This window comes from Ruegeria sp. HKCCA5426, from assembly GCF_013034585.1.
GTDB lineage: Bacteria > Pseudomonadota > Alphaproteobacteria > Rhodobacterales > Rhodobacteraceae > Ruegeria.
Genome location: NZ_WQGH01000009.1, coordinates 19,077 through 41,698, shown reverse-complemented (window position 1 = coordinate 41,698; position 22,622 = coordinate 19,077). Strand labels below are relative to the sequence as shown.

Sequence of the window (22,622 nt, the reverse complement as noted above, 5' to 3'; positions counted from 1 at the left end):
GTCAGTCCAAAGCCTCAGTTATGCGCGACAGATAATCGTCGTCCAAGTCGATCAGATGAGCGTCATCGTCGCCGCTGCCATGGTCATTTGGCAACGTGTCCGCATAAGAGGCCAATGCCCTGAGTGACCGATACTCGAACAACGCAGTCGCAGGCAGGTTGATGCCTTGCTCATTGGCTTTCATTGCAACTTCGATTGCGGCGATGCTGTCTACGCCCAAGTCAAAGAAATCTCGCGTCGCGCTGATGTCTTTTTCGCCCAGAACACCGGAAAGGATTGCAGCCAATCGGCGTTGTGTTTCGGTTTCTGGTGCGACGTAATTGCCCGGGGGCGGGTTTTTTGACGCGGCCTTGGGTAACTTAGAAGTATCCACCTTGCCGTTGGCGTTAAGGGGCATTTCATCCAGGATTACAACCTGATCCGGCAACATCTCGCGTTGCAGGTGTTCGCGAAGGATATCCCAGACCTGCGACCCATTCAGATCATGACCTGCCACATAAACCGTCAGAGCAGGTGCCCGCGTAACAGGTTCGTCAAATCCGATTTCTTCCAGGATCGCCTCTATTCTTTGCGTGTCGATTTCATCGTTCAACTCGTCCAGCGCCTGATCGCGTGTCTTGTGACCCATTCGTACGTCCCACGAATAGGGCAGAGCATAGTTGTGAAAGCCTTCCCGCGTTTTGTGAACGTGGATTCCGGCATCGTTGATCAGGCAATTGGTCGATCGTCCCGTGTCCCTTGGGCGTTTCCATGCGGTTTGAATGTCGAGGAACTCATAAATGTCCGAAACAGGCACATCGACATAGCGATAGATATCCAGCACGTCGATTTGACTGAGAAAACGGCCATCCTTTAGGTCGTCGGTCTGCAAAAGCCGGGATACTGCGTCGTCTTCTGCGTGATAAGTCTTGCGGGCTTGCGTAACCATATCATCCAGTTGCGCGCAATTCGGGGCTGAGTGACGGAACAGGTCAGGCGTCAGCCGCGTCTCAAAAAACTGGCCGCGCGACAGGCCGGTGACGACCATTGCCGCCCCCTCGGACAGGGCTGTTCGGAAGGCCAGTGTGTAAAGGGCCTTGAAACATCCTTGGCAGACATTGGAATGCGTTTTCAGGCTGTCTACGAAGATTTGGTTCATCTTGTCGGTGGACAGGTACCTGTGATCCCAGTTCAGGTCGTCAACGACCCTTTGAATGTTCTCTTTGGCTTCGTCCGAGATATACCCATTGTCCAAAGTTACAGCGAGCACTCGAGGCCCATAAGCGGCCAGTCGATAGGCTGCATAGGTACTGTCTTTACCGCCGCTCAGCATCATGAGGACATCGTATTTGCCAGTGCTGGCGCGAACGGCTTGGGCGATCTTGTCCTCAAGTTCGGGTTCGGCGCGAAAATAAGCCCCGGCGCGGTCTTTATAGGTGTAAAATTCGGCACAGATCGTACACATATCTTGCGTGTCAAAATGCACCCCGGGAACAGCGTCTGTCAGGCCGCAATTCTTGCACTGCTGCGTTGATACGATGGTGTGATCGGTTGAAGAAAAGGTGACATGCACCGCGTCGACATCAGGCAAATGGCGCAGAATCTGTTCGTATTCCGCAGTCTCGAAGCGAACGCCGTTTTTCTTGATCTGTTGATCCGCGCGTCCAAGGTATTCAAAGCGCCCATCATTCGTGATGCGTCCAAGATCGCCGGTCCGATATAGCTTATCCTGTAGGTTCAAAGGATCGTCGACGAACTTTTCAGCAGTCAGGGACGGGCTGTTCAGATACCCGTCAGCCAGCCGACCGCTGATCAAGATTTCTCCGGTCACTCCTAAAGGGCAGATATTTAGCGCCGCGTCCCGAACAGACAGCGTGACCCCCACTGCAGGTTGGCCAATCTGAACTGACGACTGCGTATCCGCGTCGGGGTCAAACCTATGGTGCATGGCCCCAACGACGGCTTCCGTCGGGCCGTATTCGTTGATAATTTTCAATGACGGTGACAGGGTGTTGAGCGCACGACGGCAAAGCGCGGATGTCAGGTTTTCACCGCCAAGTATCAGCGTTTCGATGCGTCGGACGAATTGCGTTTGCGTGCAGGCCAAAGCCAGATGCGACGGGGTCAGTTTCACGATGTCGACTTTATCCTCGGCAAAGACGTCAAGGATGGCCAAGTCCGGGTCAGAGCTTTCGGGATAAACCCTGATCGACCCGCCAGTGATCAAAGGGACAAACAGCGACGTCAGGGTCAAATCAAACGACACGGACGAAAAGAACGCAAAATGAGCAGGACGGTCGTTAGCAAAACACCGAGCCGCCCAGTCAATATATCGCGTCAGGTTTTCGTGGTTTACTTCGACGCCCTTGGGTACACCTGTCGACCCTGATGTAAACAGAACGTATGCGGTGTCGTCGGGTTCGATTGCCCCTCTGACAACAGTGTCGTCGTGGCGGGCGGCCTCGACCGTAATGCTTTTATAAGGGTACTTACGCTGGTCTTCTGGGGTAACAAATACAGCGGATGCACGACTCCCGAGCAGAATTTCGTCCACGCGTGCCGGGGGTATGTTGGTCGCAATTGGTACGAACGCGCACCCGGCCTTCAGAACGCCCATGACCGCAATCACAAAATCCATGGACCGAGGTAGATGGACCGCGACGCAGGAACCGCGGGAAACACCAAGTTCTTTCAAATGGGTTGCAATGTGGTCGCTGAATTCGTCTAGCTGCCCGTAACTTAGCTCGTGTTCTGCTTGGGATAGGGCAATCAGGTCAGGCGTGTTTCTTACGTGTGATCTGAACCTTTCTAGTACGGAAACTTGTGTGGATTGAGGTTCCGCCGGGCCTTGAACAAGTGACAGATCTTCGGGTCCGGCCGAGAATGCAACGGCCGTTACGCGGCTTTCCGGGGTTGAAACCATGGCCGTCAGAAACTTGACGAAATGTGCGCAAAGGCTGGTCTCTGAAACCGATTCAAGAATTTTGTTCTGAACGTCCAGACTTAGACTTGGAACACCACTTCCTTCAAAGTCGATGACGTGAAGCCTGAGAGAATGGATTGCATCATGTGCGCCGCTATGCAGCCATTCGACCGAGGCAGGGTGTCCGGCAAACGCATCAAAGCGTGCCTGAATATAGTTGCAGACCGCACTGACACCTGATGTGTCTATCTTTGAAACCGCACCTGGCTTGGCCTGTTTCAAGAAAACGCCCAGCCCCTTTTTTACCTTGCCGTGAAGGTCAAGCAGGGTGTCCGACGCATCGAATTGGATTGAGAGAGGCAAGACTTCGACAAACAGTCCGATCGTTCTTCGATCATCCGGCGTTAGTCGATTGTGCGATGGCAGACCAATCGTAATTTCTTCGTCGCCCGTTATCCTGTGAAGATGGGCGAAAAAAGCCGTGAGGTAGATGGCCAACCGCGACAGCTCGGGCGTGAAAAGTCTGAATTCCGGCTTGGCAATTGCATTCTCCAAAGCACCGAAAAGTGCCGGATCAACTGGTATGCGAAGACGCTTCGAAGAGAATGTTCGTTGCGGATCGCTGCCGTACGGAGGTGTTTTGGCCGTTGGCGCGGCGACGTGTGCCGCGACCATCGAGGAAGATCGCAAATTCTGACGTTCAAAAAAGTTGGGCAGGCTCTCGACTTTTTCGGTATGCCCCCCTTGGAGACGTTCGTAGCGTTGCGAGACCTGCTCGAACATAAGTGCGCCTGATTGCGCGTCGCAGGCAATGTGGTGCTGACACACAAGCCAAACCCAGTGTGAGTTCGCCAACTTCACCAACCGACTGCGCATCGTTCCCTCAATCAGTTCAAAAGGGGTTTGGACCCAGTCCGCCGATTCCGAAGTCAGCGTTTCCTGCTGATTTTCATTATCGCTGAGGTCTTTGATCTCGAGAAGATCTTCGTCCATCTCGACGGCAAATTGGACAGGACCTTCGGGTGTATCACGTATTGCGGTTCTGAGTGCTTGGTTAAGCTCAAGCGTTTCAAGGAATGCGGCCTTGAATACCTCGGGCTGAACGGCGAAATGCAGATCGAACCTCCAGGCCATGTTGTACAAGGGTACGTCCGGCTGAAGCTGGTGGCCCTTCCAAAATAGCGTTTGGCTTTCGGTCAGAGGATACGACATTCTTTCAGTCCGCACGCGTTTTTAGCCGCGTTTCCGCAAAATCCATGATCGTTTTGATCGTGCCCATATTCTCAAGGGTGACATCCTCAAACGGCACTTCGATCTGATAGGTTTGCTCAATGAACGAAACCAGCGACATCACCCCCAATGAATCGATCATGCCGCTTAGCAACAATTCCTCGTCATCTGTCACCGACCGACCACCCAAAAGGGTGGTTTGAACGAAGTGGCGCAATGCATGATCATGCGTTTCAGGCTGCTCGCTGCGCATTCGCAATTCCTATCAGCTTTTGACGGTCAATCTTTCCGGTCGAGGTGCGTGGCATTGAACTAAGCAGGTCTATCCGGCTTGGGACAGCATAGTGCGGCAACACAGTCTCCAGATTGGACCGGATTTCGTTCAGATCAACGCCTGTCTGCCCCGTTGCAAAGGCTTGGATTTTGCCTTCGAAAAGGATCACGGCGGCTTCGGTGATTTGGGCGCAGTTGACCAGGGCAAGCTCTACCTCGTCCAATTCGATGCGATAGCCCCTCAGCTTGACCTGACGGTCTTTGCGCCCGACCAGAATTAGTTGACCGTCCTGCGCGCGGCGGACGATATCGCCGGTTCGGTAAAATTGCCTTGGCTGCCCGGATTCGTCCGGCAAGGTACAAAAGGCTGCCCGGTTCAGGTCTGGCGCATTCAAGTATCCTGACATTACTTGATCGGAGGCTATTAGAAGCTCGCCTGTGCTTGCTTCGTCTGCCTCTGCCCCGATGCGGACGATGACCCCTTGTTCCGGAAAGCCGATTGGCAAAGGGGTGGTGCCGTCCAGGTCGGCATGTGTGAACTCAGCAGTGGTGCAGTGGTTTGTCTCGGTTGGCCCGTAAGCGTTAAGAAAAGTTGCGTTTGGCGCATGTTTTGAAAATGACCTGAGGGAGGAAGGCGGCATGACCTCTCCTGCAAACATCACGATGCGCAGGGCTTGTAGATTGCGGTCTGCCAAAGCGCCTCGCTCGACCATTTGAATTATGGCGTGAGGCACGGAATACCAAATCGAAATACGTTCCTGTTCCGTGAGCTGGGACAGCGAAGCGGGCAGCTTGGTATAGGCTTCCGGGATCACCACACAGCAGGCCCCGGATAAGAACGTGCAGAAAACGTCGAAAATCGACATGTCGAAATGCAGCGGAGTGTGGTGACTTATCCGATCGCTTGATGTCAGTCGGCACCGTGCGGCAGCCATTCGTGTGATGGCGAGGCCGCTTTTATGGGTGTGAACAATTCCCTTCGGTGTGCCGGTCGTGCCCGAGGTCATCAGGATATAGGCTGCGTCATATTCCGATCTTCGGGGCTGACGATCCGCCATCTTGTAATTCATATCTGCCTCGGGGAAATCCTGAGAAATATCAATGAGCTGAGGCGTGGCAAATACCCCTGCGAAAAGGGTGAGCCGGGGCGTATCTGCGAGGACAAATTTGGGAGAAACTACCGAAACTTGCCCTGCAATACGTTTTGCCGGGGCTGTCGGGTCAAGTGGAACATATACGCCGCCAACACGAAGAATCGCATGCAAGGCCGCAATCGCCTTTAAACCCTTGGCTGTGCACAAAACAATTCTGTCCCCGATCTGAACGCCGCGGTCCAGCAAACAGGCCGCTATCCTGTCGATTTCGCTGTTCAAGGTTTCATAGGTTGTCACCGTGCCCAACACACTCAGAGCCGGAGCATCCGGAGTGTGTCGAGCGTGATACCTGACAGCGTGGTCGAGGAGGGCCGGATTGATCATCAGAAGGCAACCTGTGCCACTGTTTCACCGAACACGGGGAACCAGCCGACGGTTCGTTCGTAGAACCAGAATGCCGCGATTGCGATTAACGCGACCGAGCCGAATTTCAGGCCGATCACACGATAGGCGGTCAGACGACGTAGGGCAAAGAAGATCGGGAACAGGACAAGGACGATCGCAAGCTGCCCGACCTCGACCCCGATGTTGAAAGTCGCCAAGCCAAGCGCTTTGCGGGTGGGATCAAGCCCAAGCGGTTCCAGCACGTTTGCAAAGCCAAAGCCGTGGAAGATACCGAACAGGAACACGACTTTCCACGATCCAGCGTGAAACCTCGGGATCAGGTTACCAATCGCCACGGCCGCGATCGAGAATGCGATAACCGCCTCGACCAGCGTGACCGGCAGAGTGACGACCTCGAAGGTCGCGAGGCAGAGGGTGATTGTGTGTGCGACCGTGAAAACCGTGACGATTTTGACGGTTTCACGCAGGCTGTCCCGAATGCTCTCGGAGGGAACCCAACGCTGGTTTTCGATCCGCATGACCGCACCCAGCAACAGCGTGATCAGGAACAGGACATGGTCAAACCCCAGCCAGATATGCCAAACGCCATGTTCGAAAAAGGTAAGGGCAATATCCTTGGTGGGTTCATCATTCAGATACAGGTCTTTCTGACCCTCACCGGGCGCAAAGATCAGTGAAATATACGCCTCGTTTTCGTCCATCCCGTTGCGCGTATTGCTTCCGATCAGGGCATAACCCCGATGCGTCGGGTCGACATCTGAAAACAACCCGTCATACGACATCTGGATCGTTGTAGGCGTCTCTGTGATGTCTTGAACGGTAAAGTGAAGCTGGGCAAACGTGTCTACGGACGTGCCAAAGAACGAAATGCCATAAAATTCAACTTCGTATGGACGGCCTTCGTAAGACAGGTTCATGCGCTCTTCGAAGTAATCGAAGAAAGCCTGCTGCGCGGCGGTGACTTCCTCTTCGGTCAAAGGGGTCTCGATTTCTGCGGTTCCCTGCTGCACGCGGGTCAGGTCCGACAGCGTTACTTCGATGCGCCCGCTCAGACTGTCGTCGGTGACGTCAAAGTACACGTAACTTTCGTTAAAGCTGTGGGCATTGGCCACAGATGTCAGCATCATCAGGAAAAGACCCGCAAACGCCAACACCTGTTGATGTAGCCTGCACGATACGGGTTGGCGTGGCGATGAGTGGTTATGGCTTGAAACAAGGCCGTTAGCCATTGGTTGAGTCTCCCAGTTTGTTTGGTCTGGACCGCTGTCCAATTTCCATTTTGGCAATGATCTGACGCTGAATGTCTGAGGTGCCCGAGTAGATCACGCCACCCAGCGCGTCCCTTGCGTCTTGTTCAGTTGATGCTCCCGCCAGATATCCGCGCCCGCCATGGGTTCTGAGCGCGTCCAGGCTGGAACTGAGGAAGGCTTCGGAAATGTGAAGGTTTGCCATGGCCGCGAATTGGGTGAGGGGTTTTTTAGCATCGTAAAGGTCTGCAGCGCGCTCCAGCATCAACTCGCAAGTTTCTAAACGCACCCGCATATCCGCGATGCGGTTAGCGACGGACTGGAACTCGGAAATGGATTGTCCAAACAGGTTACGGGCCGCCGCAAAGTCGGTACACTCAGCCAATTGCCTGCGCATCGCGCCCACCTGCGACGTCAGGATGAAACAACGCTCCCAATCCAGGGTGGTTTGAATGATAGCGGCCCCTGCGCCTTCGGGGCCCAGTCGCCGGTCCTCAGGAATTCGGCAATCCCGGAACTCCATTTCACCCAGAGGAACGCTGTTCAAGCCCAGTTTCCCCTGAGCCGGATGCCGGATAAATCCTTGGTCTTCGGCGTGGACGACAAAGGCGGATAACCCCCAGCGGCCTTTTCCCGGGTTGGTCTGAGCGAAGACGATTGCGATGTCACAGATCGGCCCCATACCGACAAAAGCCTTGCTACCATTCAAAACATAGCCGCCGTCCACACGATCAGCACGCGTCCTGAGCGCAAGAGCATCGGACCCTGCCTGCAATTCGGTCAAGGCAAAAGCGCCGAGGGTTTCACCAGCCAGCAATTTAGGCAAATACGCGGCCTTGACCTGAGAACTACCAAAGCGGATCAGTGGTTTTTGCATGGTCCAAATCTGCGAGATCACGGCCATTGCAAGTCCGTTGTCACGGCATCCTTCGCCGAACCCCAAAAAATGGCTGCAAAATTCTTGGGCTGTTCTACCGGAGTCGCCGAACTCGGACGGGACCGCAAAGTTGAAACTTCCGAACTCGGCAATGGTCTTCCAGACCCCGCGCAGGTTTTCGGCGGTAACGTCCGGAAGCGTGACCGCAAAGCTTTTGGCGTCAGAGCCTAAGTCGTTGATCTGAGATTTGTAGTGCACTTTGAGGGTTCATCGACTGCTTCTGAAACCTTTACGTGCCCAAGTCCCGATAGGATCAAAAAAAGTGCTGTGCTTTAGCGTTGCGGGTGATTGCCTCAGCCCACGAGCGTTCGCAAATACCGCTCTAGTGTGTCGCCGGACTGTTCTGCTCGGCACTCGGCCTGCATATCTCGGCACCTCCGCGCCATGTCTCGGTCTTCCAGCACGGCATGGATGTCTGCTTCAATCTTGTCGATGGGATCTTTGGGCGTTCCTGCGCGCCCAATGCGGTGAAATACGACCCGCGCGGCGCTGCCTTTCTGGTCGTTGACATGAGGATATAACAAAAGCGGGGTCGCGGTCTCAACGGCCTCGACCAAACTGCCGGTGCCGCCATGCATAATGGCCATGTCAGCGTGTTCCAAAACACGGTGTTGCGGGACCCATGGAACAACGTCGACATTGTCCGGTGCAGGCAATTCAGAGGCGTGGTCCCAGTCTTTGCCAGCGGTGAACAGGAAGTGCCATTCTGGATGACGCTCGGCTACGGTCAAAAGTTTGGAGACCAAATCGCCTTTTGTTTTCATCATGGTGCCAAACCCGACGAAAATCCGCCTGCGTCGCAAAGCGGGATCGCAAAACCGGGCAACTGTATTTGCATCGTAAGATTTCTGTGGCCGGTTTTCCATGATCATCGGTCCAAGGTACGTCATGTAATCGTAGGGTTTGGTCGGCAGGTCCAATGCTTGGGGCAAAAACAATGCTGTCTGGATTTTGTAGGTCCACGGCATCTGCCAACACACGCGCCGCCTAAGTTTGGAGATCGGCACATTGTGCAGTCGGGCCAGTTCCTGAACGGCCGTCGGATAGTCTGTACTTTTGCTGGAAATCCGGTTCCTGAGAATTTTGAGGTTTTTCCACGCAAGAAACTGTGCCCACAGCAAACAGATGCCAAGCTTGCTACCGCGAAGCCCTTGCCCTGGTATGCCGTGCCTGTTCAGCGGGGGGGCTTGCGGGCTGGGGGGTGATAAAAACATGTTGCTGAATTGGACGACCGGAACACCCAACGTCATCGCAACGACGATATGCGCATGTAATTCGCAATCGACGAATATCGCATCGGCAGAGATACGGGCCAAGTCCCGCTGCAGTTCATCAACTTCAAACGCAGCAACGGCCGATTTCAGGCGCTCTTGCCTGGTCATTGACCGCGCGGTTTCGGAGGGAACCAACGGCGTGAACGCATCAAATTTAGGGCCTGTAATTATGAAATGTTCCAAGCCCGCATGTGCAAGAATCGACGCTGAGGATACCGGAGCAAGAAAAGTGATCTTGAACCCGGTGTCCCTGGCCTGTTGTGCAAATTCCACGGCGCTGCTTAGGGGGCTGTTCAAGCCGCTGGATATAATGGCTAGCCGCTTGGACATGTTTTGCCTTCTGTCATTAGGTAGGCGCGCGCCTGTGAATTTACTTGGAGGTATTCTAACGCTGTTTTCAGTCAAGATTTGATCTGGGTATTGCGCTGTCAGTTTCGAATCTCTGTTATATTCGATAAATAAGATGTATCGTGTCATTCGAAAAGCGGTCAAGCAGACAGGCTGGAACAGGATTATGGACGTTTCGTGGATCGACAGGTTCAAAGGGCTGAGCCAATTGCCAGCCGACATTCGCACGCGACTGGAGGAGGGAAGCCAGATTGTCAGCGTTCCGGCAGGTACGCAGGTGTTCTCACCGGGACAAACTGCTGACAATCTCCTGCTGTTGTTAGAAGGTACGATACGGGTTCAGCAAAAATCCGAAACAGGGCGCGAGGTCTTTTTGTATCGCGTCCACGCGGGCGAAAGCTGTGTTTTGACAACCGCATGCATGCTTGCCTTTGAAGACTATTCTGCAGATGGTCTCGCCGAGACTGATGTCAGCGCGGTCGCAATACCGAGACAAACTTTTGACGAGCTGGTGGCAAAGTCCGATGTGTTCCGCAAATTCGTCTTTGCGGCTTATTCCCGCCGAATAACAGACCTGTTCACGCTGATTGATGACATCGTGTTTCAACGGATGGATGTCCGTCTGGCCGCCCGTCTTTTGGAACTTGCTGACCATAGCGATGTCGTTCGCGCCACCCATGCGGTGTTGGGGACTGAACTGGGAACGGCGCGTGAGGTCATCTCGCGACTGTTGTCAGAGTTTCACCGCCGTGGATGGATCGAACAGTCCCGAGGCGAGGTTCATCTGGTGAACAGGGCCGGGTTGGAACAGTTGGCGCGCAGTTCGGCAATGTAAGGCTGATAACGCCGAACATAAAAAGTGAATAGTTTGGTGACCAAGTCACCGAGGCTTGGGTCCGGGCTATGCAAGTGTCGCTCCATTGAGTCTCGATGGAGTGAGAAATGATCACCAATATGGGAAAGCTTGATCGCGGCCTGCGCATTGCTGTTGCCGTTATCCTTTTGTTTGTGGCCTTTGGCACCGGCATGGCTGGGTCTGGCCTACTGTTTTGGCTGGCAGTGATCGTCGTTGCGGTGTTCGGGGTAACCGCCCTTGTCGGGAACTGCCCGATCTACAGCATTGTTGGCCTCAAAACCTGCACGGACTGCGGATGATGGGGACCGCGTTCACGCCAGTTGCCTCTCTGACCGGAGGCGTTCTGATCGGCGTCGCGTCGACCCTGCTGATGCTTGTCATTGGCCGGGTTATGGGGGCGACAGGTATTTTGACCGGGCTGGTCCAGCCTTCCAATCGTCAGGACTTTGCGTGGCGACTGGTACTTGTCGCCGGGATGATCACGGGGCCCGCCCTGTTTTGGATGTTTTCGGGCCAGATGCCTGCCGTTGATGTTCCCGTGTCGACCCCCGCGCTACTGGTAGGTGGGGTGATCGTCGGGCTTGGAGTCACCTATGGCGCGGGTTGCACATCCGGCCATGGTGTCTGCGGTATGGCGCGACTTAGCCCGCGATCAATCGTGGCGACGTTGACGTTCATGATTTTCACCTTCGTCACGGTTTTTGTCGTGCGCCACGTGATTGGAGGCTGATCCATGAAACTCATCGCCACATATTTCATCGGTCTCGTCTTTGGTCTTGGAATATCAATTTCGGGCATGGCCAACCCTGCAAAGGTGATCAACTTTTTTGATGTCGCGGGACGCTGGGACCCATCGTTGATCTTTGTGATGGGAGGCGCGCTGGTCACAACCTTCATTGGCTATCGACTGGTCTTTGGGCGCAAGACACCGATCTTCACGGGCGGGTTCAGCCTGCCAACAAAACGCGAAATTGACGTGCCGCTTGTGGGTGGTTCGGCAGTATTCGGCATTGGATGGGGCTTATCCGGTTTTTGCCCGGGCGGCGCCTTGCCCGCGCTGGGAACGGGGCAATGGCAGGTCTTTGCTTTTGTCGCTGCCTTGGTTGTCGGCATTCTGTTGGCAAAATCTATTCAATCCACCACCGCGCGCCGGGCACAGACTACGGCCTGACACGATACAGGAGGAGTAAACGCAATGACTCATTACCCGATCAACTTGAACACCAAGCCCGATGTTCAGGCCTTTTTTGACGAGGCGACAAACACCATCAGCTACATCGTCAAGGACCCGTCTTCAGCGGCCTGCGCCATCGTGGACAGCGTTATGGACATCGACTATGCCGCAGGCCGGATCACCTATGACCACGCCGACGCTTTGATCCACCAGATACAGTCGCAGGGGTTGCGATTGGAGTGGATCATCGAAACGCATGTTCACGCGGATCACCTGTCAGCTGCGCCATATATCCAAGGCAAGCTGGGTGGAAAGATCGGCATCGGCTCAAAGATCATGGTGGTACAAGACACGTTTGGAAAAGTGTTCAACGAAGGCACAGAGTTCCAACGCGATGGCTCGCAGTTCGACGCCCTGTTCGAAGACGGCGATACTTACATGATCGGCAACATGCAGGCCTTCGCGATGTATACACCGGGCCATACCCCGGCTTGCATGGTTCATGTCATGGGGGATGCGGCCTTTGTTGGGGATACGCTGTTTATGCCTGATGGGGGGTCGGCGCGCGCGGATTTTCCGGGCGGGGACGCCGGGGTTCTGTACGACTCGATCCAAAAAGTGCTGTCCCTGCCGGACGAAACACGCCTTTTCATGTGCCACGATTATGGGCCGAACGGGCGCGACATTGCGTGGGAAACCACCGTTGGCGACGAAAAGGCCCTGAACATCCATGTTGGCGGGGGGAAAACGAAGGAGGAGTTCGTCAAATTCCGCACCGAGCGTGACGCGGTTCTGGATATGCCCAAGCTCATCATCCCGTCGTTGCAGGTCAACATGCGAGCGGGCGAAGTGCCTCGGGATCCCGACGGCAACCCCATGCTCAAAGTGCCCGTGAACACTCTGTGACGGAAAAAGGAAGGAGACAGATGGATATCAGATACATCACGGATCAGCTCTCGGTCGGCCCGCAGATCACGGCCGAGGATGTCGCCGCGATTGCAGCCAAGGGTTTTCGCAGCATCCTGTGTAACAGGCCCGATGGAGAAGCCGCTGACCAGCCAGTGTTCGAGGAAATCGAAGCCGCGGCACAGAAACTGGGGATCGAGGCGCGTTATGTCCCGATCACCAGCGGTATGGTTCGGGATCTGGATGTGGCCGAATTTGGCCGGGTCTATCAGGACGCGCCAAAGCCGGTATTGGCCTATTGTCGAACCGGGACAAGGTCGGCTACGCTGTGGTCTTTTCATGAATCCAACCTCCGACCAATGGCAGAAATCCTCGCGGCAACTGGGGCGGCGGGTTATGACATGAACGGTGTAGCGCGCCGCATCGCCAACGGCGGCAAAACGCCAACGGACAAGGGTGACGCGTTCTTTGATGTTGTCATAGTGGGCGGCGGTGCCGGTGGTATCGCTGTCGCGGCAAGTTTGAAGTCACGAGATTCCGATCTGGATATTGCCGTGATCGACCCCGCTGATATTCACTATTACCAACCCGGTTGGACCATGGTCGGTGGTGGAATTTTTGACTCTCAGAGCACGGCGCGAACCATGGGCAGCCTCATTCCGAAAGGTGTGCACTGGTTGAAGTCAGCCGTGGCAGCCTTTGAACCCGACAATGATGCCGTGATCCTGGACGGTTGCCGCGTGGTCAAATACGGCCGGTTGGTTGTTTGCCCGGGCCTCAAGCTTGACTGGGGCAAAGTGGAGGGTTTGGAAGAAACGCTGGGCCGCAATGGTGTCACTTCAAACTACCGTTATGATCTTGCGCCTTATACTTGGAAACTGGTGCAGCAGATGCAGAAGGGCAGGGCGTTGTTTACCCAGCCGCCAGTGCCAATCAAATGCGCGGGTGCGCCGCAAAAGGCGATGTACTTGTCGGGTGACGCGTGGTTCCGCCGGGGTGTGCTGAAAGATATCGACATCCAGTTCATGAACGCAGGTGGCGTAATATTTGGCGTGAAGGATTATGTGCCCGCGCTTGAACGATATATTGAGAAATACGATGCCTCGTTGAACTTCTTTCATAATCTGATCGCTGTGGACGGGCCGGGAAAAATGGCCCGCTTTGAAATAGCTCGGCCCGGTGAAGACGTGGAAACCATTGAGGTCGGATTTGACATGATCCACGTCTGCCCACCTCAGACAGCGCCCGATTTCATCCGGGTGTCGCCATTGGCCGACGCGGCAGGTTGGGTTGACGTGGATCAGGCCACCCTGCGTCACGAAACATACGACAACATCTGGTCGCTGGGCGATGTGATGAACGCGCCAAATGCCAAAACAGCGGCTGCAGCGCGCAAGCAGGCTCCGGTTGTTGCAGACAATATCGTGGCAGATATCGCCGGTCGTTCGGCAGTAGCGCAGTACGATGGTTATGGGTCGTGTCCGTTGACGGTTGAGCGGGGTAAAATTGTGCTGGCTGAATTTGGATATGGCGGCGCACTCAAGCCCAGTTTTCCCCCGTTCCTGATTGATGGAACTCAACCGTCACGCGCGGCTTGGTTGCTGAAGGAAAGGCTGCTGCCCCCGATCTACTGGAAGGCGATGCTGCGGGGGAAAGAATGGCTGGCGAAGCCCGAAAAGATCAAGGTAACCGGAAACTGATGCCTAGCAAAATTACCTCGGGCCGCGGCATTGGGCGCTACTTTCCGGTATTGGACTGGGGTCGAACATATTCGCGTTCGGCCCTGTCAAACGACCTTTTCGCGGCGGTGATCGTGACGATCATGCTGATCCCGCAATCGCTAGCCTATGCGATGCTGGCCGGTCTGCCGCCCGAGGCGGGACTTTATGCTTCGATCGTTCCGATTATGCTCTATGCGGTTTTCGGAACCAGCCGTTCGCTGGCGGTTGGGCCTGTGGCTGTTGTGTCCCTTTTGACGGCCTCAGTTATCGGGCAGGTCGCGGAGCAGGGCACCGCCGGATACGCTGCCGCCGCCCGGACATTGGCTATGCTGTCCGGAGGGTTTCTGGTGCTCATGGGTGTGCTGCGGCTGGGGTGGCTGGCCAATTTCCTGAGCCACCCGGTGATTGCCGGGTTCATCACGGCCTCGGGCATTTTGATTGCGACCAGCCAGCTAAAGCACATTCTTGGCATTGAGGCACATGGCCATACACTGCCCGAGATGCTCGGCTCAATCCTGTCGCACCTGAGCCAGACAAACTGGGTAACGGTGGCGATTGGGACGAGCGCAACCCTGTTCCTTTTTTGGGTGCGCAGCTTCCTGAGACCGACATTGACCAAATTGCGAACGCCGCCGCTGTTGGCTGATATTCTGACGAAAGCGGGTCCGGTTTTTGCGGTCGTCGCGACAACGGTCAGTGTTTGGGCATTTGATCTGGCAGATCAAGGGGTGCTTATTGTCGGTGCGGTCCCGCAGAGCTTGCCGCCTTTTACGGTGCCCAGCCTGTCCTTCGATCTGATCGAAGCGCTGCTTCTTCCGGCAATCCTGATCTCGATAATCGGTTTTGTCGAAAGCGTTTCTGTTGCGCAAACACTGGCTGCGAAAAGAAGACAAAGGATTGACCCGGATCAGGAGCTGATCGGGCTGAGCGCCGCCAATCTGGGTGCTGCATTTACCGGGGGGTTTCCGGTGACGGGTGGTTTTGCTCGTTCGGTTGTTAATTTTGATGCCGGTGCTGAGACACCCGCCGCCGGTGCGTTTACAGCAATCGGTTTGGCGGTTGCAGCGTTGGCGTTGACACCGTTGGTCTACTTTCTGCCGACGGCGACGCTGGCGGCCACGATCATTGTTGCAGTCCTCGGGCTGGTGGACCTGTCGATCCTGAAAAAGACGTGGTCCTATTCGTGCGCGGACTTTGTGGCTGTGGCGGCCACCATTTTGTTGACCCTTCTTTTTGGGGTCGAGGTAGGCGTGGCGTCGGGGGTCGTGCTTTCTGTTCTGTTGCACCTTTACAAGACTTCCCAACCCCATGTGGCCGAAGTGGGCCTGGTTCCTGGCACCCAGCATTTTAGAAATATCAAGCGTCATGCGGTTCTGACCGACCCCAGGGTCGTCAACCTGCGGGTTGATGAAAGCCTGTATTTCGTGAACGCGAGGTTTCTGGAGGACTACATTCAAAGCAGAGTAACCGAGGGGTGTACAGTACGACATGTTGTACTGATGTGCTCGGCTGTAAACGAGGTTGACTATTCAGCGTTGGAAAGTCTGGAATCCATCAACCTACGCCTTGCCGATATGGATGTTGGCCTGCATTTGTCAGAGGTCAAAGGGCCTGTGATGGACCGGCTGAGGCGATCCCGTTTTCTTGAGGGTCTGAATGGGCAGGTTTTCCTGTCGCAATTCGACGCCTGGGATCACCTTGCCCGTTCCCCGCAGCCGAATGCGGCGGCTTGAACAACGTAGCACTGTCGGGAACGTAACAGCGCAGTGCCGGGGTTGAGGGTTCGGGCAAACAATCTATGGTCCGAACCCGAAAACGCCTAAGGGCAGGAACAGCGACAAGGCAGGAAGGGCCACCAGAAGGGCCAACCTTACGATATCGGCAGCCCAGAATGGCGTCACACCTCGGAAGATTGTTGCGGTTGATACGTCTTGTACCACGGACCTCAGGACAAACACGTTCAGGCCGATGGGTGGTGTGATAAGCGAGATTTCCGTCACCACCACGACGATGATCCCGAACCAGATCAGGGCGGTTTCTCCGGTGATATCGCCTTCGAAAAACCCCAAGGACGCGATCAAAGGAGCGAAGACCGGCACGGTCAGTGTGATCATGGACAAGCTTTCAAACACGGCGCCCAGAACGATGTAGATCAAAATTATGATCAGCAGAATTGTGAATGGCTCCAGCCCGGCCCCCTGAACCAGCGCCAGCAGGTCATCCGGTAATCTTGCGCGTGTAATCAAACGGTTGAAGATATCCGCGCCGATCAGAAGGACGAACAATCCAACAGATGTTTTTACCGTCTGAACCAGTGCTTCGATCAACCCCTTGAACGTGAACCGGCCGATTAGGACCGAAATGACGATCGCGCCAAATGCACCCACGCCCGCCGCCTCGTCTGCGGTGAAGACGCGGCCGTATAGTCCGCCAATGATCAGCGTGAACAGCGCAAGGATCGGAAGGACACGCAGCAAAGCCTGCCGTGTTTCGGTCCACGAGCTTTTTTCTCCGGCGGGACCGTACTCGGGCTTGCGCCAGACGACGAAGGCGACGGCGCCCAGATACAGCAATATGCCCAGAAGGCCCGGCAAAATGCCTGCCAAAAACAGTTTCCCGATGGATTGACCGGTCAAAAAGCCGTAGATGATCAGGATAATGCTGGGTGGGATAAGTATGCCCAATGTACCGCCCGCGGCGACGGACGCGGTGGACAGACTATCGTGATAGCCAAACTTTCGCATTGGCGGTAGGGCCACCTTGGACATGGTTGCGGCTGTGGCCAGCGACGAGCCTGATACAGCAGAAAAGCCACCGCAGGCCAAAATCGTCGACATCGCCAAACCGCCCGGTAACCGCCCGACCAACGTGTAGGCGGCGCGATATAAGTCCAGCGCCATGCCGCTTTGTGCGACGATCATTCCCATGAAGATAAACAACGGTATCACCGACAGCGCGTCGTTCTGCGTTACGTCCAGTATCGAATCTGCTGCCGGGCCCAACCCTGCGGACCAGCGCCCGTCCCTCAGATAAACGAACCCGACAGCCCCGATAAATCCCATTGCGATGCCGATCGGAACGCGCAGCAACACAAGGAAGATGACCAGCGCAAAAGCAATCAGTGAGACTTCCATCTTGGTCAGAGTCCTTCAGGATCGGTCGGCCGTATGATTTTGAGAAAGGCACTGACCGCCAACAACACGCCAGTCAAACTCACGATGAGTGCGATGAAATAAATGAGCGGGTATTTTGGGATGAACAGCAACTCGCTGGTTGCGCCGCGCTCAAGCGCCTTGTCCGCGCGCGCGAACAGCCACACTGCCATTGTCAGCAAGCAAAGCGATGTAAGCGCGTCGATACAACGGTTTCGCCAAAATGCAGCGCGTCGTGTGAAGAGGTGGTCAAGCAGGTCGACGTCTATCTGTTCACGCCGCAGGGTGACCACGGGAAATGCGAAGAAGATAGACAATGCCAGCAGGATTTGCGCCAGATCCTGACGCCCGAAAATCGGTGCGTTGAAGATATAGCGACCAATAACCTCGACAACTGTCAGGCCCATAACGAGCATAAGGCAAAGGCCGCTGCCCAATAGACATAAGCGGGCAAACCAGTGGCTTGCCCGTTTTAGGTTCGATTGTGCGCTCATTTCGCGCTGTATTCGGACATGGTGTCCCGGATCAGTTGCATTGCGGCTTCTGCGTCGACGCCTTTGCCTGAGACTTCCTCAAGCACTGATGCCTGTATCTGCGGCACCAGTGTCTCAAATGGGGCGGCTGCATCACCTTCAAGGTCAATGATCTGCCCTGAAGCAGCCTGCGCATCCAGACCCCTTTGGTTGCCGACGTCCCAGGCCTTACCCGCGAAGGCCGAGAAATCCTCGCCCAATGCCGCGCGGATAGCTGCGGCATCCTCTTCGCCGACAGACTCGAGGAACTCTTCACTCATGATGATCGAGAAGGAGCCGCGATAGAATCCACCCGGTACGCGATAGGTGTAGGGTAGAACTTCGGTCAGGCGTAGAATGGCAATCGTGTCACCCGGAAAGAATGTCCCGTCAGCTACACCGTTAGAAACAGTTTCATAGACTTTGGGCGCGGCAACCTGAACGCCCGCCATATTCAGACCTTTGAGGACATCCCCCATGACGCCACCGCCCGAACGGATCTTGAGGCCCGCGACATCGTCAAGCGAGCTGACTTCCTTGGACAGGTGCAACATACCCGGGGCATGGACCATCATGGCAACCGGAACAACGCCGTCATGTTCATTGGCCACGGCCAGATATTGCTCGTGCGCACGCCAATGGGCCGCAGATGCAGCAGCAGAGTCACCTTCAAGACCCGGAATTTCGATCAGTTTGGTGGTGACAAAGCGGCCCGGGTTATACCCGTGGAAAATCCAGGCCGCATCCGCGCCGCCGTCTTCGATCAGGTCGGCCTGCGCCGGGGGTGAGGCCAGATTATATTCGATGGCGCCGGTCACACGACCATCGGTTGCTTCTTCGATGCGTGAAATGAACTCTGGCCAGATGATCTCGTTCACGATGTGACTGGGTGGCAACCACGAGGAAACCACCATTGTTTTTTCTGCCCAGGCGGCAGTTCCTGCCAGCAACGCGGAAATCCCCAGCCCAAAGGCAGCAAGCGTCTGTTTCATGTTATCCTCCCATAACAAAAGCTGCGTGCAGCTTTGGACTACAGTTTCATAAACCAACCGGTCGGTCAACTATACTGGCGCGCGGATTTTCCTAAAAACAATTGCCGTCGTGTCAGTTGGCGAATGCAGCGGGATTCAATCTGGGCAGATCAGCCATCACCTGGGTCACGCGATGATGGCACCGTGCAAGTGGTCCTTGCGGGATCATCGAAATGTGAGCCCAACTGGAATTGCGCAAAGCTATTTTGCGCCAGTAATGCAGCAGCAGCAGCCGGACTGCAGCCAAGGAAAGGGGTGGCAGATCGCTGATGCCTGGACGCTCGGCAATTTCACAAAGCTTTTGCGCCAGAACCAAAGTTTGAGAGGGAACAATTCGATCTGAAAACCAGTCTGGTATATGGTCCGTATCTGCCTGCAGTCCAAGCGCCGCACCGTCGCTTAGAACGGCTTCGACAGGCACCAGCAGCAATGATCTTTCAATGCGAATAGCCGGGTCTGGGGCGGCATAATCACTTTTGGTCAAAAGCAACTGCCATCCTTGCGGGTATTTTACGTCTTGCCTGTAAACATCTTCGTAGGCGGCGCGTGTCTCGGTCAGACCAACATCCGAAAGGCTATAGGTCACTTCGCGCCCTGATTTTGTCGACACAATCCAACCGTCTTTCCTGAGCCGGTGCAGCGCGACCCGTATGGCCTCGGTTCTTACGCCGACATGTCCCATCAGCAGGCCTAGCTCCTTGCCCGTGATGTGGTGGTCGCTGAGGTCGCCAAACAGCGTGACAATCAGCGACCATGTCTTGATCGGCTCAAGGTTGCACAGGTCGTCAATCAGGGAGTCGGCGGCTGTCAAAATCGGGTCTTTCCAAAGCGCTTAAATGGAAGTTGACCCTTTAGTTACCACGCCATCGCGCCATGTGGCTATGAGAAAACCCTAAGGTTCATCGCGATGATTGGCGTTCAAGGTCAGCAACTCGTATTCGGCGGCAAGATCACCGTCGCGGTTAAGAAGGGTGACTTTCCACCGGACCTCACCATAGTCCTGATTTCGCGGCGACTTTTGCATCACGGTCAGACGAACGCGAATGCTGTCTCCCGCCTGAATTGGCTTGAGGAACCGCAAGTTATCCAGCCCTGTATTGGCCAAAACTGGTCCCTCGTCCGGTTGAACGAACAGACCGGCGGCGAAGCTCAGCAGCAGATAACCGTGCGCAACACGGCCCGGAAAGAATGGGTTCCGCTTGGCCGCTGCATCATCCATGTGGGCATAAAACGTGTCGCCGGTGAAATGGGCAAAGTTCTCGATGTCGTCCAGCGTAATTTCACGTTCCGCGGTGTGCAGGGTTTCCCCGATTTCAAGCGCGTCGAATGTGCGGGTGAACGGATGGTCGTGACTGGTTATTTCGTTTGCACCCGGCACCCATTTACGCCCGATGGCCGTCAGGATGTCGGGGCTGCCCTGAATGGCGGTGCGTTGCATGTAATGCATTACGCCGCGAATACCGCCCATCTCTTCGCCGCCGCCCGCGCGACCGGGCCCGCCATGCACCATATGCGGCAGGGGTGACCCATGGCCTGTGCTTTCTTTCATCGAGGTCCGGTTGTTGAAATACAGTCGCCCGTGGAACGGCCCGGCACCCAAGGCGACAGTTCTGGCGACGTCGGGATCGTTCGTGATGACCGATGCCACGAGGCTACCGCCACCCCGGTTGGCCATGTGGACCGCGTGTTCCAGATCGCGATAGGGCATGACGGTTGAAACGGGGCCGAACGCCTCGACCGAATGCAGCAGGTTGGCTGTGTCCGGCGACGCGCAATGAAACAGCATCGGCGGGACAAATGCACCTTTGTCTCGATCCGCTCCATGCACCACGAAGCCATCGGGGTTTCCGAAAACGCGGTCCGCCTCTTGCCCGATTAGGGCGGCTTTTTCCAGAACATCCCGTCTTTGGGCCTGGGACACGAGGGCACCCATTTGTGTTTCTTTGGCCGTGGGGTCCCCAATGACGACCGATCCAAGCCGTTTACTTAGGGCGTCAATCACGGCCTCGACCTGAGATGCCGGGGCCATTATGCGGCGTATGGCGGTGCATTTCTGGCCTGCCTTGGTGGTCATTTCGCGGGTGGCTTCTTTGATGAACAGATCAAATTCGGGTGTGCCTGCCACGGCATCGGGGCCGAGGATCGACGCGTTGAGGCTGTCTTGTTCCGCGATGAAGCGCGTTGCGTTCCCCTGGAAACACGGCGCGCCGCGCAGTGTTTTCGCGGTTGCAGCCGAACCGGTAAAGCTGACTGCGTCTTGCCCGCCCAAATGATCCAGCAAATCTCCGAGCCCGCCGGAAATCAACTGAATGGCACCTTCTGGCACCAGGCCGCTATCCAGCATGATCCTCACGCAGCGTTCGGCAACATAGCAGGTCGCCGTCGCCGGTTTTATGATTGCGGGAACCCCAGCCAAAAGCGTTGGGGCCAGCTTTTCAAGCATACCCCAAACAGGAAAATTGAAGGCATTGATGTGAACGGCCGCTCCGGTCAGCGAGGTACAGATATGCTGCCCCAGAAAGGTGCCGTGCCGGGACAGCCGTTCGACCTCACCATCCAAATAGATGGTGTCGTCCGGCATTTCACGGCGACCTTTGCTGGCATAGACCATCAATGTGCCGATACCGCCGTCAATGTCGATCAGGTGATCTTTCTGCGTCGCGCCCGTCGCGAATGAAATGTCATAAAGGGCTTGTTTGTGCTGTCCCAAGTGCGCCGCCAACGCCTTGAGCATGCGCGCACGATCATGGAACGTCATCCCGCGCAGGGCAGGCCCGCCCTTTGAGCGCGCGAAGTCCAACATGGCCCCAATGTCCAGCGCAGTGTTCCCGGCCCTTCCAATCAACTCACCGGTTACGGCCGAGCGGATTTCGCGGGCTGAACTGTCGCATCCGGTCCACTGTCCGGCGATGTAGCTTTCAACGTTTTGTACAGTCATGAGGCGGTCCTTGCGTCTGGGTTCGGTGTGACTCAACTCATTAATTGACCTACCGGTCGGTTTATGAAATGTTTAAGTACAGGGCGGAGGAAGATCAAGGAGAATGTGGTGTCCATGACGGTGGGAAGCACGGGCCGGGTAAAAGGCAAATTGGTCGTTTGTTTGTTAAATTCCAAAGGCCGCAAGCATGACGCCTAAAGAGCGCGCGGAACGTGCGGCGCAAGCCATGTGGCGCGAGGACAACGCTAGCCCTTGGGTTGGCATGCGCATTGACGACGTCGATGAGGGCAGGGCGACACTGTCCATGATGATCGAGAAACACCATACCAACGGACATGGTATCTGCCATGGCGGTGTGATCTTCATGCTGGCCGACAGCGCCTTTGCGTTTGCCTGCAACAGCAGAAATCAGTCCACCGTCGCGCAGCACAACAATATCTCATACATTGCGCCGGGCCGATTGGGTGACCGGCTTTTCGCCGATGCGCGCGAAGTCAGCCTGACCGGGCGAAACGGCATTTATGACGTCACCGTCACCAACCAGAAAAACACAGTGATCGCAGAATTTCGAGGCTGCTCCCGCGCCATTCCGGGCCAGCTTTTTGAGGAATAGGGGAGGAGC

At 55.6% G+C, this 22,622-nt stretch carries 19 protein-coding genes; 8 read left to right on the top strand and 11 right to left on the bottom strand.

What is annotated here, in order from left to right; all coding sequences use genetic code 11:
• Position 1: 1 nt before the first annotated feature.
• The 6 genes from GOV87_RS15130 to GOV87_RS15105 all read right to left on the bottom strand — a co-directional run bounded on the left by GOV87_RS15130 (position 2) and on the right by GOV87_RS15105 (position 9,692).
• Positions 2–4,114 carry a non-ribosomal peptide synthetase gene (locus GOV87_RS15130; RefSeq protein ID WP_171212345.1) on the bottom strand — a complete coding sequence of 1,371 codons (4,113 nt, stop codon included), beginning with the start codon at positions 4,112–4,114 and terminating at the stop codon, positions 2–4.
• Positions 4,115–4,118: 4 nt separating this feature from the next.
• A complete protein-coding gene (locus GOV87_RS15125; protein WP_171125042.1) occupies positions 4,119–4,385 on the bottom strand; it encodes an acyl carrier protein in 267 nt (88 codons plus the stop codon).
• On the bottom strand, positions 4,366–5,883 hold the full coding sequence (locus GOV87_RS15120; RefSeq protein WP_171212344.1) for an amino acid adenylation domain-containing protein: 1,518 nt from the start codon (positions 5,881–5,883) through the stop codon (positions 4,366–4,368). Before GOV87_RS15120 ends, GOV87_RS15125 begins: the two co-directional genes overlap by 20 nt.
• On the bottom strand, positions 5,883–7,133 hold the full coding sequence (locus tag GOV87_RS15115) for a HupE/UreJ family protein (RefSeq protein WP_171212343.1): 1,251 nt from the start codon (positions 7,131–7,133) through the stop codon (positions 5,883–5,885). The genes GOV87_RS15120 and GOV87_RS15115 overlap by 1 nt, the downstream gene beginning before the upstream one ends.
• Positions 7,126–8,286: an acyl-CoA dehydrogenase family protein gene (locus GOV87_RS15110; RefSeq protein WP_171212342.1), complete on the bottom strand. Its 1,161-nt coding sequence runs from the start codon at positions 8,284–8,286 to the stop codon at positions 7,126–7,128. Before GOV87_RS15110 ends, GOV87_RS15115 begins: the two co-directional genes overlap by 8 nt.
• Before the next feature lie 95 nt (positions 8,287–8,381).
• Complete coding sequence (locus GOV87_RS15105; RefSeq protein ID WP_171212341.1) at positions 8,382–9,692, bottom strand: glycosyltransferase; 1,311 nt, start codon at positions 9,690–9,692, stop codon at positions 8,382–8,384.
• A gap of 184 nt (positions 9,693–9,876) precedes the next feature.
• Between GOV87_RS15105 and GOV87_RS15100 the strand changes: the two genes are divergently transcribed.
• From GOV87_RS15100 to GOV87_RS15070, 7 genes are all read left to right on the top strand, one after another.
• Positions 9,877–10,545, top strand: a complete 669-nt coding sequence (locus tag GOV87_RS15100) for a Crp/Fnr family transcriptional regulator (RefSeq protein ID WP_171212340.1) — start codon at positions 9,877–9,879, stop codon at positions 10,543–10,545.
• Between the two features lie 107 nt (positions 10,546–10,652).
• Complete coding sequence (locus tag GOV87_RS15095; protein ID WP_171212339.1) at positions 10,653–10,865, top strand: DUF2892 domain-containing protein; 213 nt, start codon at positions 10,653–10,655, stop codon at positions 10,863–10,865.
• Entirely contained in the window at positions 10,862–11,296 is a 435-nt protein-coding gene (locus GOV87_RS15090; RefSeq protein WP_171212338.1) for a YeeE/YedE family protein, read from the top strand. Before GOV87_RS15095 ends, GOV87_RS15090 begins: the two co-directional genes overlap by 4 nt.
• Before the next feature lie 3 nt (positions 11,297–11,299).
• Entirely contained in the window at positions 11,300–11,737 is a 438-nt protein-coding gene (locus tag GOV87_RS15085) for a DUF6691 family protein (protein WP_171125028.1), read from the top strand.
• A gap of 24 nt (positions 11,738–11,761) precedes the next feature.
• Entirely contained in the window at positions 11,762–12,646 is an 885-nt protein-coding gene (locus GOV87_RS15080) for an MBL fold metallo-hydrolase (RefSeq protein WP_171212337.1), read from the top strand.
• 20 nt (positions 12,647–12,666) lie between these two features.
• Positions 12,667–14,346, top strand: a complete 1,680-nt coding sequence (locus GOV87_RS15075; RefSeq protein WP_171212336.1) for a bifunctional protein tyrosine phosphatase family protein/NAD(P)/FAD-dependent oxidoreductase — start codon at positions 12,667–12,669, stop codon at positions 14,344–14,346.
• Positions 14,346–16,100: a SulP family inorganic anion transporter gene (locus GOV87_RS15070; RefSeq protein WP_171212335.1), complete on the top strand. Its 1,755-nt coding sequence runs from the start codon at positions 14,346–14,348 to the stop codon at positions 16,098–16,100. Before GOV87_RS15075 ends, GOV87_RS15070 begins: the two co-directional genes overlap by 1 nt.
• 63 nt (positions 16,101–16,163) lie before the next feature.
• Here the strand turns inward: GOV87_RS15070 and GOV87_RS15065 are convergent, their stop codons facing one another.
• The 5 genes from GOV87_RS15065 to paaZ form a co-directional block, all read right to left on the bottom strand.
• A complete protein-coding gene (locus tag GOV87_RS15065; protein ID WP_171212334.1) occupies positions 16,164–17,501 on the bottom strand; it encodes a TRAP transporter large permease in 1,338 nt (445 codons plus the stop codon).
• A 5-nt stretch (positions 17,502–17,506) separates the two neighbouring features.
• Entirely contained in the window at positions 17,507–17,935 is a 429-nt protein-coding gene (locus tag GOV87_RS15060) for a TRAP transporter small permease (protein ID WP_217360873.1), read from the bottom strand.
• A gap of 74 nt (positions 17,936–18,009) precedes the next feature.
• A complete protein-coding gene (locus GOV87_RS15055; RefSeq protein ID WP_171123211.1) occupies positions 18,010–19,023 on the bottom strand; it encodes a TRAP transporter substrate-binding protein in 1,014 nt (337 codons plus the stop codon).
• 112 nt (positions 19,024–19,135) lie between these two features.
• Positions 19,136–19,873 (bottom strand): hypothetical protein, encoded by a 738-nt coding sequence (locus tag GOV87_RS15050; protein WP_171212332.1) that lies wholly within the window; start codon positions 19,871–19,873, stop codon positions 19,136–19,138.
• Between the two features lie 81 nt (positions 19,874–19,954).
• Entirely contained in the window at positions 19,955–22,000 is a 2,046-nt protein-coding gene (gene paaZ / locus GOV87_RS15045) for a phenylacetic acid degradation bifunctional protein PaaZ (protein WP_171212331.1), read from the bottom strand.
• Between the two features lie 187 nt (positions 22,001–22,187).
• On the opposite strand from paaZ, the gene paaI reads away from it, so the two are divergent.
• Complete coding sequence (gene paaI, locus GOV87_RS15040; protein ID WP_171123205.1) at positions 22,188–22,613, top strand: hydroxyphenylacetyl-CoA thioesterase PaaI; 426 nt, start codon at positions 22,188–22,190, stop codon at positions 22,611–22,613.
• Positions 22,614–22,622: the final 9 nt, after the last annotated feature.